Annotated in this window: 12 protein-coding genes; 4 read left to right on the top strand and 8 right to left on the bottom strand. The window is 39.6% G+C overall.

Features of this window, described 5'->3' with window-relative positions:
- Nucleotides 1–406: 406 nt before the first annotated feature.
- Nucleotides 407–1,645, top strand: a complete 1,239-nt coding sequence (locus C406_RS0118745) for an IS110 family transposase (protein WP_017382174.1) — start codon at nt 407–409, stop codon at nt 1,643–1,645.
- Nucleotides 1,646–1,996: 351 nt separating this feature from the next.
- On the opposite strand, the gene C406_RS0118740 is transcribed toward C406_RS0118745, so the two are convergent.
- Genes C406_RS0118740 through C406_RS0118725 form a run of 4 tightly spaced genes read right to left on the bottom strand, consistent with a single transcriptional unit; the run spans nt 1,997 to nt 5,874 of the window.
- The gene (locus tag C406_RS0118740; protein WP_017382173.1) at nt 1,997–2,824 is read right to left on the bottom strand and encodes an undecaprenyl-diphosphate phosphatase; all 828 of its coding nucleotides are present in this window, start codon (nt 2,822–2,824) and stop codon (nt 1,997–1,999) included.
- A gap of 9 nt (nt 2,825–2,833) precedes the next feature.
- Nucleotides 2,834–3,445, bottom strand: a complete 612-nt coding sequence (locus C406_RS0118735) for a DedA family protein (protein ID WP_017382172.1) — start codon at nt 3,443–3,445, stop codon at nt 2,834–2,836.
- 49 nt (nt 3,446–3,494) lie between these two features.
- Nucleotides 3,495–4,586: a metallophosphoesterase gene (locus tag C406_RS0118730; protein WP_017382171.1), complete on the bottom strand. Its 1,092-nt coding sequence runs from the start codon at nt 4,584–4,586 to the stop codon at nt 3,495–3,497.
- Between the two features lie 4 nt (nt 4,587–4,590).
- The gene (locus C406_RS0118725) at nt 4,591–5,874 is read right to left on the bottom strand and encodes a DUF4139 domain-containing protein (RefSeq protein WP_017382170.1); all 1,284 of its coding nucleotides are present in this window, start codon (nt 5,872–5,874) and stop codon (nt 4,591–4,593) included.
- A gap of 852 nt (nt 5,875–6,726) precedes the next feature.
- Between C406_RS0118725 and C406_RS0118720 the strand changes: the two genes are divergently transcribed.
- Nucleotides 6,727–7,974 (top strand): dicarboxylate/amino acid:cation symporter, encoded by a 1,248-nt coding sequence (locus C406_RS0118720; RefSeq protein WP_017382169.1) that lies wholly within the window; start codon nt 6,727–6,729, stop codon nt 7,972–7,974.
- Between the two features lie 629 nt (nt 7,975–8,603).
- Here the strand turns inward: C406_RS0118720 and C406_RS0118715 are convergent.
- From C406_RS0118715 to C406_RS0118700, 4 genes are all read right to left on the bottom strand, one after another.
- Nucleotides 8,604–8,786: a PspC domain-containing protein gene (locus C406_RS0118715; RefSeq protein WP_017382168.1), complete on the bottom strand. Its 183-nt coding sequence runs from the start codon at nt 8,784–8,786 to the stop codon at nt 8,604–8,606.
- 679 nt (nt 8,787–9,465) lie between these two features.
- The gene (locus tag C406_RS0118710) at nt 9,466–10,614 is read right to left on the bottom strand and encodes an acyl-CoA dehydrogenase family protein (protein ID WP_017382167.1); all 1,149 of its coding nucleotides are present in this window, start codon (nt 10,612–10,614) and stop codon (nt 9,466–9,468) included.
- 12 nt (nt 10,615–10,626) lie between these two features.
- Nucleotides 10,627–11,397: a 3-hydroxyacyl-CoA dehydrogenase gene (locus C406_RS0118705; RefSeq protein WP_017382166.1), complete on the bottom strand. Its 771-nt coding sequence runs from the start codon at nt 11,395–11,397 to the stop codon at nt 10,627–10,629.
- Nucleotides 11,394–12,563: a thiolase family protein gene (locus tag C406_RS0118700; protein ID WP_017382165.1), complete on the bottom strand. Its 1,170-nt coding sequence runs from the start codon at nt 12,561–12,563 to the stop codon at nt 11,394–11,396. The genes C406_RS0118705 and C406_RS0118700 overlap by 4 nt, the downstream gene beginning before the upstream one ends.
- Before the next feature lie 193 nt (nt 12,564–12,756).
- On the opposite strand from C406_RS0118700, the gene C406_RS0118695 reads away from it, so the two are divergent.
- Both C406_RS0118695 and C406_RS0118690 read left to right on the top strand, forming a co-directional pair.
- Nucleotides 12,757–13,113, top strand: coding sequence for a lmo0954 family membrane protein (locus C406_RS0118695; RefSeq protein WP_017382164.1), 357 nt, complete (start codon nt 12,757–12,759; stop codon nt 13,111–13,113).
- Nucleotides 13,114–13,126: 13 nt separating this feature from the next.
- On the top strand, nt 13,127–13,774 hold the full coding sequence (locus C406_RS0118690; protein WP_017382163.1) for a PspA/IM30 family protein: 648 nt from the start codon (nt 13,127–13,129) through the stop codon (nt 13,772–13,774).
- Nucleotides 13,775–13,962 lie beyond the last annotated feature (188 nt).

Raw genomic sequence — 13,962 nt, 5'->3', positions numbered from 1 at the left:
CTTGATTGAAGCGGAAGGCGGAAAAAGCATGTGCTCCTGCGGTTACTCGTCGCAAAGATATTGGACGAATGACAGTTCGTCCAATATCTTTCCTACGGGATTAGCGGGACAGGTGAGACCCCGCAGTGGAGCGCTAGCGACCGAGGAGGCTCTCCGCCCGCCCCGTGGAAACATACTAACATTAGTAGCACAGACCAAGGCCATGGTTTGTGCTACTATTTTTTTGTAGAAGTGAAGGGAAGTCGAGCGGACGCTGGGATCTGAGAATCCGAATCAGGAAACCGACTCACTTCACACCCTTATAAGAATCAGTTTAGTATGTTGGGTCCTCGAGACCGTGTATAAGAAAGTGGAATCAATAAGGCACTGTGATGGACTTCTATGAATAATGAACAGGAGGAGAAGTATGAAACACGTCATCGCTTTTGATGTCAGTATGGGGAAAAGCACTATGGTCGTCTACGACCACAATCAACACTGCCGGTATGAAGGGGAATTGGAACATACTCAAACCGGTTTCCAATCGCTAAAAGAACGCATTGATTCTTTAACGGAACAGGATGGTCAGGTTCCAGAAATCGTTTTCGAAGCTACAGGTGTCTATTCGCAAGCTCTTGAGAAGTTCCTGCAGGAACACCAGTATCCTTACAGCCGGCTCAATCCATTGGAGGCTAAACTCCAAACCGCCTCGATGCGCAGGCAGAAAACGGATATCGGTGATGCCCATGAACTGGCCAGGTCGCATTTTAGGATTGATCGTCCAGAAACCTACATTCAAGAAGACTACTATGAACAGATGCGTGCGTTGGGATATGAGGACATTGAAAAGGAACTCGGTCAACATTCCAATCGGTTGCACGCTTTCCTGCAGTTGAGCTTTCCAATGCTGGAAAAAGTGTTTTCGAAGAGCTCCATTTTGTTCTTAAATATCGTGCAGCTCTTCCCGCACCCGGCATATTTAGGTGGACTGTCAAAAGATGAGTTACGCGATCAAATCAAACGGGCAACACGCAAAAACTTATCTGCCAAACAAGCGGAAGAGAAAGCAACTTTACTTCTCGCGGCTGTGGAAAATTCCTACTCGGCTATTGGACCGAAAGATGTGCGATGTCAACATTTGAAGCAATATGCCAAACGCATTCAGGAACTACGGGTTCAAAAAAAGGAAATCATCAAACAAATGGTTGACCTTTCCAAAGAACGAGTGGAATTTCAAGTGCTCAAATCCTTTCCAGGAATCGGTGAAAACACCGCCGTCCAAATCCTTGGCGAGTTAGGTGACATCCGCCGTTTCCAAAATTCGAAACAAATCAATGCGTACGCAGGAATCGATATCCAGCGATATCAATCAGGCAAACTGCAACATCAGGATAAAATCAATAAAAGAGGAAACAGAAGACTGCGCAAAATCCTGTTCCAAATGGTCAGGTCTATGATCTCCTTGCGGGCAAAGACCCAAAATACGATTGTGGATTATTACGACAAATTAAAAAAGCAACCCAATGGAAAGCTCCATAAGGTTGCGATGATTGCCTGTATGAATAAGTTCTTGAAAGTTGCGTTTCACCTTATCCAAAATGGCATCCTGTACCGGTACGAATCAGCAGTGTCTCGTGACAGGATTCCTCTAACTATAGCACAATAGCCCCTGCGAAAAAAACAGAAATCGTCAGGTTTATTTACTATGTTTATTTTTCGGTTCCGTGTAATAAATCATGATTTTTGAGGGTATAGTGAAAGCCAAATATCTTTTAGCAAGCGACGGAACAGAAATCAACCGCTTACTATTTCATTTTCACTATTTTTTTATGAAAAAGAAATGGGGAAACTCTTGACTAGTGGTAAGAAAGCGTCCGCCTGGAGCGCAAATCAGCGGTATCATACTAGAATCTACTCCTTAAGATACCGGGAATACTAGATTCATGGCTCACTAAATTTATATACTTTCATATTTTGTAAAAAAGACGATCTCAATTTGAGACCGCCTTCGAGTGAATTACATATAGATGATAACAAATAACACTGCTGCTAATACCAATCGATATATTGCAAAAGGCGTTAACTTTACACGCGCAATTAATTTCAAGAAGAACTTAATGGATATTAGTGCAAAGACAAATGCACTTACAAATCCAACGATATAGAACGACAGATGATCGAGCTCAACATACTCCCAGTTTTTCAACAGGGATAAGAAACTAGCGCCGAACATGATCGGAACGGCCATAATAAACGTAAAATCAGCTGCCGTTCGGTGATTCATACCAAACAACACACCACCTGAAATGGTCGCACCTGAACGTGAAAATCCTGGCCATAATGAGAAACATTGCACAAGCCCTACAGAGAAAGCCTGTTTATATGTAATTTGATCCAACGTTTGCGTTTTCGGTACTTTCGGTCCGAATTTATCAGCCACAATCATTAAAATGGCTCCGATGACTAAACCAACTAACACCGTTTCAACTGAAAACAAATGCTCATCAATAAAGTCCTCAAACAATAGACCCAACACGCCTGCTGGAATTAAACCCACAATGACATGTGATAATTTTAACTGAGAACCTGATGTTGTGCCTTTTAACTTATATAACCCTACCAAACTAAATAAACGTTTCCAAAAAACGACAATAACTGCAAAAATCGAGCCTAACTGAATGACAATTTTAAACGTATTTGCTGAATACTTGCCGAGAAACTCAGATGTTCTTAACCACATATCATCAACAATAATTAAATGCCCAGTAGAAGAAATGGGTGCGAACTCCGTCATCCCTTCAACAAATCCTAATATTAACGCCTTAAGCAAATCAAATAGTTCCATAATATCTCCTTATGCTCTTCTTTTTCGAAATTGGACATACCACCAAATCGCGGCAAGTCCTCCTAATACAATCAATACGTACACAATATTTGAATAAACACCCATAACACCAACGATTGATCCCCAATTATCCCCAACAGCCACTCCAACTGAAACTAAAATCGTATTCCAAATAAGTGTTCCTATGGTCGTAAATAATAAAAATAATCCGAATTTCATATTCGACATCCCGGCAGGAATCGAAATTAAACTACGAATTAAAGGAATCAAGCGACAGAATAATACCGTCCAAATTCCATACTTATCAAACCATGCATCAGCTTTATAAATATCTTTTTTCGTTAAACGTAAAACACGTCCATAGCGATCCACGATTTTCTCTAATCGTTTCACATCTAGCTGTAAGCCTATACCGTAGAGAATAACAGCCCCAACTACTGAACCAGCAGTCGACACCAAAACAACACCTATTGGCGTCATAGCTGTTTGTGTCGTCATATATCCACCGAACGTCAAAATAACTTCAGACGGAATAGGAGGGAAAATATTTTCAAGCATAATGAGTAAAAATATACCTATGTAGCCGTACTGGCTCATTATATCAGTGATCCAGTTTTCCATGTCCAATCTCCACCTTCTATCGTACAACATTACTGTGCTTTACCCATGTTTATTTCTTCGAAAACCTGACAGTAATCGACCAAATCTCCGAACGTGAACCTAACCGTATCGGAGGTCCCCAAAAACCAAATCCGGAAGACACAAAAGCATGCATTGACCCTTTAAGTTTATGTCCATGATCCAGCTCAAACAAGCGTCGCGTGAATACATGGTTCGGCCACATCTGACCACGGTGTGTATGTCCTGAGACATGCAAATCAACACCAAGCTGCGCAGGCGTATTTAAATTATAGGGCGTATGATCCATCACAAACCACGGAAGCTCTTCATTATCCGGTTTTAAACTTTCCAAAGACTTGCGCTTGCCATTTGTTGCATCTTCTCTACCCGATACATAGAACGCATCATCAATACAAATGGTTTCATCTAATAACATTTGTACGCCTGCTTCTTTCATTTCTTCTATTAAAAGTGGGATTTTCCGTCCATAATACTCATGATTTCCGACTACCCCATAGACACCATATGTCGTCTTTAACTGCCGCATGACAACTGACATACCGTCTTTGACAAACCAAATCGGATCATCATCCACCAAATCCCCTGCAAGTAGCACAATATCCGGTTGCTCTTCATTCGCCAAATCCACAAATCGCTGCAGGTGCTTTTTATTTGAAAGAAGACCTAAGTGGAAATCTGAACCTAGTACCACCTTTAACTCGCGATGGGAACTAGAATCTTTGTTCACATGTATCGTTTTATAGCGAACAACTGGAGAAAATGCCATATATGTTCCTACGATAAAAATGGCTAAAAAGACGATTGCAATTACATTTCCTGCAATAAAAATCGTTTGCTGAGATGGCCACAATAAATAAACAATCGTTGTTATAGGAAACAAAATTACACCGTACTGCATCACGATAAACCAATACGACCCAATCATACTGAAATATTTTAGTCTATGACTGAACTTTCCAATGATGTAGCCTAATGCTAGTAGTGACCACAAAATGCCAAAGAAAACTGGGTGTATTGGCAAGTTCCATGTTTGAAGCCATTGATATGTGTTATAGCCAAAATAATAAACAAGTAGTGCATACATTGTTATGATTAAAGTACCTATGCTAATTCTTTTCATGTTTTTAATTCACCTTTTCATCATGCGTTCTGTCATACCGGATAGTAAACGCTACTTTCATTTCAGATTTTGCTGGAACTGGCACAATCAATTGTATATCGCCATTTTTCCTTTTCCAATCATGTGTCGATTTAACTACATCAAAAATGCCATAACTTGTGCTGTGATTAATAATGAGCTCAATTGGATGATCTTTTTGGTTACGAATTAGGTATTCGACTTCTTCAAATTCGTAGCCATCTTTTTTGTATTCAGCAACGACTTCACTTTCCACTGTGATATCAAATGCTTCACCTGATTTAATGCGAACCAATTCACCCACTGCTGTATGTGGAATCGAGTCTTCACCAATGAATTCTGACGATCCGTTTTTCGGATTTTCTTTGTATAGTTTAAATCTGCCTTTAGGAAGTGGGATCCCAAGTCCATTCTCCACATCATTTAAGAAAGTGAAATAGACGGTTGGATGCTCACTATATGAATCTACTTCATACTCCATTCTCGATTTAACTTGATTGGCAGATAGAAGCTGGACTTGCTTTTGTTGACGGTCTTTAACCGTCACTTTTTCTGGCAATGTGTATAAATGATAGTTCGCAAATGCTTGGTGTTCAGGTTCATACGTTTCAGCTTGTGAGTAGACGATATCCGTTTGCATGCGACGTGTTGCTCGATTCACAGTACCAGCCATTAATTTTACCGTTGCGTCTTGATAGGTCAAGCCAGAGTTATTTTTCAAAGTCACCCACCCTGTCAAATCAAAATCATTGTCTCGAATTTGTGCTATATAATCAACATCCCAACTGAGTCCACGGGTTAAGTATGTGACTCGTGTATCTTCAGCTGTTTGTTCACGTATGCCCCATACAAGTGTGGGTTTTAGAATAAGTCCATCAGGTAATTCAGGCAAGCGCATTTCGCCTTCTGCGTCTAAAATAATTTCATTCGTTTGAAGGTCTTCGAGCACCAATCCATTTTGCGCGTTTAATAAACGATATGATTTTTCCACTCCTGTTTTCTTATCAACAAGCTTGATTTCACGTCCGATATACTTTTCAAGTAACTTAAATTTATCTACTAAATCATATTCATAGTTCAACTCAGCTACTTTTAAACCTTTTACCTGTAGCGAATTTGGCTCAATCAGTTGTGGAACATCTAAATAATGTATGAGGTGATCTTCAGAAAGTGGAGGAATGGAGCGAATTTCTTGTACTAACGCGAAGCCGTCATTGTAAACAGTCAACGCTAGGTCTTTTGTTAAACTTGCAGGCATCATGGTCGGCATAAGTTACGCCTCCTCATTGTTTTTGGAAAGTATATCATGATATGCGTGATTTCTCATTGCAATACGTAGTGTTGATTTGTAGTTGAATTATTTCTCTTTGTATATAGTGCTTCCCTCCGATGGAGAGACATGAATGCCCCTCAAATTGTGGCTCTCATCAATACGACACGCTCTCGCGGGCTCGTTAAAGAAATCAAGTGAAAGGTATCCTAGTTGATGCAAAGAGGTTTACAGTGCGCTTCGGACGCTTCCACTGCTGCACTATAATCTAGGGAATAAAGAGTTGGGCTTGTGACTTCGTCACAAGCCCAACTCTATTTTTTCAAATCATTCTGCGGCGGGGAGTCGTCCTGCGCTCCCTTACAACCTGGACGCGCACAGTTAAGGTCGTTTGGTTTATTAGAGAATAGATACTTATCTATACGTAAATATTCGGCCGAAGATACAATTTCGGCCTCTTTCTGCTTACTTTATTTTAGATCATTCTTTAAAGTAAAAAAAGGCGTGCTAGTTAGAGACTAAGCTGTTTGTCCGTTTCGTGAAGGTTGTTATACTGCTAATTAGGGTGCAAATTTTCCTCAATTCGGTTTAAAACCCTTACAAATTCACTAAAAAAGGACACTCCAATTCGCATCTGGATTGGAGTGCGAATTGATGTGATAATTTAGTTTAGTACTCGAAAACAGAACCCGTTAACCTTCAAAGGTGATGTGCTTTTGAAATTGCCTTCCGTGAAAGGTTTCTCTGAATAAAAAGATGCTTAATTTAAAGTGCATTACATACAGACTATATAACCATATAGCTGTAATATATATATTTGTAGGAAAACCTACAAAATAGGAGGTAGTTTACTTGATTATATGGACTACATATAAAAATTCTTCATTCTTTTTAAAAATGACAATTGGTTTCATTCTTGGTATTTTAGTTGGGGTCATATGGGGACCAGATGCCCAAGTATTTAAACCATTAGGCACTTTATTGATAAAAATGCTCAGCCTCATTGCTACGCCGGTTGTATTTCTCACCGTTGTCCTTGCAGTCATCCAAATGAATCCCTCACAATTAGGAAGAACGGGCGGCAAATTAATTCTCTATTATGCTGTAACCACCGCTGCAGCAGTTTTCATTGGACTCGGTCTTTCTTTATGGATTAACCCTGGCGAGTCCTTATCTCTTCCGAACGTGGAAGTGGATCAACCGGAAACCTTATCGCTTTCAAATGTCATATTAAATATCGTTCCTGACAATTTGTTTACAGCCTTTTCAACAGGTAATTTAATGTCCATCCTATTTTTAGCTATTATTATTGGCTTTACTCTTTCAGGAATGCGTTTTTCAACGGATGAAAAGCTTCAAAAATACGGAAATGATTTGCAATCCTTACTTGACGCAGCGAATGTACTCTTCTTCCGCATACTTAAAGGAATTTTACTTTATGCGCCAATTGGTATTTTTGGCATTGGAGCCACTTCTTTTGGAACGCAGGGTTGGGATACCATTACCTCATTATTAAAGTTTACAGCCGTGTTTTATCTAGGAGTAGCTATCCTTTGGCTCGTCGTATATTGCGGTATCCTTAAAATTTATAAAATTCCCGTTCGAAACTTCTTTAGAAACACTAGAGACGCCTATACTACTGCATTTTTCACTTCAAGTAGTATTGCGACACTTCCTATTGCCATGGAAAATGGGAAAAAAGCTGGTATTTCGGAGAAAATGGTCAATTTCAGTTTACCTTTAGGTGCAGTGTTTAATTCCGACGGGGGAGCATTACGAATGGGCGCCTCTATTGTTTTTGCAGCCAACATTGCCGGTGCTAATTTTTCTCCTATGGATTTTTTAACCATCGTATTCATTGGTACATTACTTTCAATTGGTACTGCCGGTATACCCGCAGCAGGGCTCGTAACACTTACCGCCGTATTAACCATGTTTAATCTTCCCTTGGAAATTGTAGCTTTAATTGCAGGTGTGGATGTGCTGATAGGAATGGCTGGTACAGCTTCAAATGTGGTGGGTGATTTGGTGGGAGCTGCAGTTGTCGATCAATCCGAAAAAAATCAACAAGTTAAAACAGAAGTTATAAATCAAATGTAGTTGCCCTCTTTTGTGAGGAAAAATCGTTTGAGCATGTGCACTCTAGCTGAAGTCTTCACTATTTTGCTAAATCTTAAAGTTTAAAGTTTAAATCTTGGCTGAAATGTAAATACAATGATTATAGAAAAATGAGCCTGGAAATGCATTTCCAAGTTCATTTTTTCATGTCTTTTTCACAAAAGCACCCGTAGTTGAAAAAGAAAAAACTATTTATTTTTAATTTCTTCCATATTTTTAACATAAATATCCTGACTCATTGTTTATATAGGGAAACACATCCTCATATTATTTAACATTGATATGATGGACAAGAGTTTTGTCTACATGTGAAAGGCTTTTATAGATATAAGTAGTTCACAAGTGATGAATTACAATTGAATGATCAACAAAGTAGAGTTTCACTCAGGGTCTACAAATGACAGGAAAAGGGTTTACAGCTGTGGTTAGTCAGTTAAGTGTGGACGTTTTTCTCTTCAATCAACTACCCAAGACTCGTTATTTTATTAGGCTATGATAAGGTAACGTGTTGGTTAATTTTAAATAAATGAGCTTAGAGATGGATCTCCAAGCTCATTTATTTGGCTGTCCGTTTTTACTAGAACGCATTTTTATTTTAACAAAAGTATGATTTAATATAATTTGTTATCATCTTCTAAAGTTACTGCTAATAATATATACACAATACTAGATATTGGATTTGTAAAGAAAAATATTAACCTAACGATTGTAGAAGATATACCAAAAAACTCCGCAACCCCTCCACAAACGCCTCCTATTGATCTATCTTTTGAAGATTTCTTTAACTTTTGCATAACAATACTCCCCTCATATTTTTAAAATTGTACTTTATCAAATTGATTTGAAGAGCAGCAAGCACTAACCTGCTGTCAGCTGTACTTAGTCAGTTACAATGCGTAGGTTTTTCTCTTCCATCAACGTCCCAATACTCGGTTATTTCATTAGGCTATGGCAAAATTATTGGTTGATTTTGTATAAATAAATGAGGTTGGAGATACATCTCCAACCTCATTTATTTGGCTGTCCATTTTTACTAAACACCCGTTAGCTCAATTATTTATATACTTCTTCTAAGTCTTCAATTCTTTCTCTCAACTTTTTATTTTCAATTTTCACTTCATAGGAGTAATAAAACGCTACACCTCACAGCATGAAAATGAGTGACGGACGAGCAGAATTAAATTTTCATGGGAGTTCAATAAATGAATTACAATGCCTTTTAATACCAAAAATATCCATTTATAGAATTTCTAATAATAATAAAAACACATTAATATGAGGTGATAACTTAATTCGGGTAAAACAGGTTTTATTATCCCGTATATTTCGGAATTAGTGATTTACAACTGAACTACTTAAACCAGAGGTGAGTCCTATATAGAAAGTGGTCACTAATCTCCTGCAGTAATCCTGCCTTCAAATTGTGGCTCTCATCAACACGACACACTCTCGCGGGCCAGACACAGAAACAATCTATAACCCCATCTTCTTCGCAACAATTACTTTCATGATTTCATTGCTACCTGCGTAAATAGACGCAACTGGAATATCACGATATCTTCTCGCTATTTTATATTCTTCCATATAGCCATAGCCACCGTGTAGTTGTAGGCATTCACCCGAAATTTTCTTTGCCGTTTCGGTTAACCAATACTTAGCCATCGACACTTTTGAGACGATTTCTTTCCCTGCCAAATGATCTTCAATTAGTGATTCCAAGAACGAGTGACCAAGTTCCACTTCAGTTGCCATTTCAACTAGCTTGAACTGTGTATTTTGAAAGGCTCCGATTGGTTTGCCAAATGCTTTTCGAGACTTTACATAGGTAAGTGTCATATCGACCATATCTTCAGAAGCGGTTTGAGCGGAAATCGCCACCATTAAACGCTCTTGTTGCAACTTCTCCATTAAATACGTAAAGCCTTTTCCTTCTTCACCTATTAGGTTGTCTACAGGGACTAGGCAATCTTCGAAAAATAGTTCAGCTGTATCTTGAGCATGCATACCGACTTTGTTCAATTTACGACCACGTGTAAATCCAGGTGTTCCTTCTTCAATCATAATAAGGCTAATCCCTCTATGTCTAGGGTCTGCTTTCGTATCCGTTTTCACTGCAACAAGTATTAAATCACCATTTATGCCATTGGTAATAAAGGTTTTCGATCCATTGACAACATAATGGTTTCCTTTTTTCTCCGCAGTCGTTTGAATAGCTGCTAAATCAGATCCCGCTCCTGGCTCTGTCATAGCAATCGCAGTAATATGTTGACCCGTGACGCATCCTGGTAACCAGCGAGATTTTTGTTGCTCTGTGCCATACGCTTCGATATATGGAACGACGATATCATTATGCAGTCCAACACCAGTTAAGCTTGCTCCAACACGTTCTAGTTCTTCACCTATAATGACTGCGTAGCGAAAATCAGTCTCAAGTCCACCATACACTTCTTTTACTTGAGGACATAAATACCCCATTTCCCCTAGCTTTCGCCAAAAAGATTTAGGAATCAAGCGGTCTTCTTCCCACTTTTCATATTGTGGAACTGCTTCTTTGTCTAAATATTTGCGAAGGGACTTGCGAAACATGACATGTTCATCTGTTTCAAAACGATATTTCCCCATCAAAATCCCTCCTCATTTTGCTTGCATACGTATGGCCCCATCTAAACGAATTACTTCGCCATTTAGCATTGGATTGATTAAAATGCTTTCAACTAATTGTGCATATTCACTTGGTTTGCCTAATCGATTTGGGAAAGGTACAGAACTTGATAGTGCCGTTCGAGCTGGTTCTGGTAATCCTGCGAAAAGCGGCGTTTCAACAAGTCCAGGGGCAATAGCCATGACGCGAATACCGTCTCTCGCAAATTCACGGGCAATCGGTAAGGTCATCCCTACGACTCCACCTTTTGAAGCACTATAAGCAGCTTGACCTATTTGTCCTTCAAATGCTGCGACTGAAGCAGTATTAATGATGACCCCTCGCTCCCCTTCTTCATTTGGGTCGTTTTGTTGCATAGCGGAAGCTGCAACCCGCAATACGTTAAATGTGCCGATTAAGTTTACTTGAATGACTTGCTCAAAGCGCTCAAGTGCCAGTGGTCCTTTTTTCGACACTACTTTTCCAGGTGTGGCAATTCCTGCACAACTAACTAACATATTTAATTTGCCAAAATGCTCGACTACTGATGCTACATTTTCTTCGACTTGCTGCGCATCGGTGACATTCGTTTGAAAGTAAACCACTGCCTCGCTTCCTAATTCGAGAACAAGTGCATGCCCGCGAATTTCATTCAAATCAAAAATAGCTACTTTTCCACCTTGTGCTACTAGACGACGAGTTGTTGCTTCTCCAAGTCCAGATGCACCTCCGGTTACAATCGCGATTACTTCAGATGTCTTCATACTATTTCCTCCGATTCTGACAATCTCTCAATGATTGTTGCGTTGGCCATACCCATGCCTTCACAAATCGCAAGGAGTCCATAGCGGCCTTGAGTACGTTCAAGTTCATGTAACAACGTAACAAGTAGTTTCGTTCCCGTTGCGCCAAGTGGATGACCAAGTGCTATGGCCCCACCATTGCGATTTAATTTTGCCGGATCAGCTCCTATGTCTTTTAACCATGCAAGTGGAACTGGAGCGAATGCTTCATTTACTTCATAAACGTCCATATCTTCTATTGTTAAGTGTGCTTTCTCCAACACTTTTTGAGTAGCCGCAATCGGACCAGTGAGCATTAACGTTGGATCGGAGCCAACAACAACGCGAGTATGAATGCGTGCACGTGCTGTTAAACCTAGTTCCTTAGCTTTTTCACGTGACATTAACAGCACCGCTGAAGCCCCATCACTCATTTGACTTGCATTGCCAGCTGTAACTCGTCCATTTGCATCAAATACCGTCTTTAATCCAAGCAGAGTTTCTAGGGAAGTCCCCGCTCTTGGACCTTCATCTACTGAAAACATCTCAGTCGTTCCATCTTCTTTCGTCACTTCAATTGGTACGATTTCTTTTTCAAATCGTCCTTCCGCAATCGCTTGAAAAGCACGCTCATGACTTTGAACAGAAAATGCATCCAAATCTTCACGAGATAAATCCCACTGCTCTGCGATCCGTTCAGCAGATAACCCTTGATTGATGATTTCATATGAGTCCATCAATTTTTTACTAGGTTTGGCCTCGCCCATATTTGACATCATCGGTACACGTGTCATGCTCTCCACACCACCAGCAATCACAATATCCATGTCACCACAAGCAATGGCTTGCGCAGCAAAATGGACTGCTTGCTGACTTGAACCACATTGGCGATCAATTGTGGTGCCAGGCACTTTTGTTGGAAACCCAGCAATAAGTCCGGCTGTTCTTGCGATATTGCCACCTTGTTCTCCGACTTGAGAGACACATCCTAAAATAATATCTTCTACATCACCTTTTTCAATCCCTACGCGTTCGATTAATTTTTCTAATACTGTAGCTGCTAATTCATCCGGTCTCATATGCGTGAACTTTCCTTTTCTTCGTCCAATTGCCGTACGTAATCCGTCTATAATCACAACTTCTTTCATCATTACACCCCTTTTAATTGAATTGAATGAATATTCACTTACTATTAGTCTACCGAAAATTAATGTAATTTTCTACCTTCTTCTTAGATTCTTCTACATCTTAGGTCTTAGTAAAAGATGCATTCCTAGACCGTTTGGCAATTTAGTGCGAATTGGTACGATAAGGGTACAACTTGAAAGGAGAGACAAACACATGAAAAAATTTGGTTTAATCGTACTCGGTGTGATCGCAGGTATTGTAGCACTTGTCAATTTAGGGTCGCTTCTTGGACTTGCACTATCTGCATTACTGGTTATCGCAGGTATGCATTTCTATTTAAAAGGAGGATCTACTTTATCAAAAGTATTTTGGCTAGCTGTCGGAATTTTAGGATTACTATCAGCTATTGCAAACGTACCTGGTTTCTTCGGAATTCTAGCAATTGTCGGATTATGGTATGTCATTCGACAGTGGAAACAACAACCGCTTGTTATTCCAACTCTTATGACAACATCATATACAGACCCATTCACAAACTTTGAAAAACAGTGGAACGAACTAAACAAATAAGGAGGCAACACACATGACAACATTATGGAAACGATTCAAATACACAATCAACGCAGACCTGCACAACGCATTTGACAAAAAGGAACAAGAAAACCCCATTGCCATGTTAAATCAATATGTTCGCGAGGCAGAAAAACAAACTGAACAAACAGGTAAATGGATCGAAAGACAATCCCAACTAAAAGGACAACTTGAAAAAGAACTTCTAGAAGCACAAGAGATGCTGGCAAAACGTACAACACAAATGGATCTTGCACGCCAAACAAGTGAAGGTGAATTAATTGATTTTGCTCAAGCAGAAGTTGCAGCCTATGCCAATCGAAAGGATGTACTACAAGCTAGTATCTTGCGTACGACTGAAGAATTATTTGGGCTTGAACAGAAATATGAGGAAATGAAACATAAAGTGAAAGATATGAAAGTACGTCAGCTACAATTGATGGGCAAAGAAAACGTCACTCGAGCTCATCACCAAATGGACAAAATGTTACAACCAGAATCATCAAAGAATGCGGACAAACGTTTAGTCGCTTTTGATGAAATGGAACAGTATATTGAACGTCTTGGTCAACGCATTGAAAAACAACATGATGTATCTTCGATGGAACGTCGTTTAGAGATGTTAGAAAAAAAGGAAGAACCCAAACAGGAAATTGTGTAAACTAGAAAGATAAGCGGAGAAGACTCGTCTTCTCCATTTTTCAAATTGCTAAAAAAGACAGGGCAAAGTACGCCCCGTCCTTTAAGAAGGGTAACTATAGAAACCCGTTTATTTCCGCTACGGTGGACGCTTTTCGCGGGCTTGGCTTCAGTCTCCTCGTCACTTCGAAAACATGTGCTCCTGCGGTT

It is taken from the genome of Paenisporosarcina sp. TG-14, from assembly GCF_000297555.1.
Classification (GTDB): Bacteria; Bacillota; Bacilli; order Bacillales_A; family Planococcaceae; genus Paenisporosarcina; species Paenisporosarcina antarctica.
The sequence above is the reverse complement of the archived record's forward strand: the minus strand, read 5'-3'. Positions and strand labels throughout refer to the sequence as shown.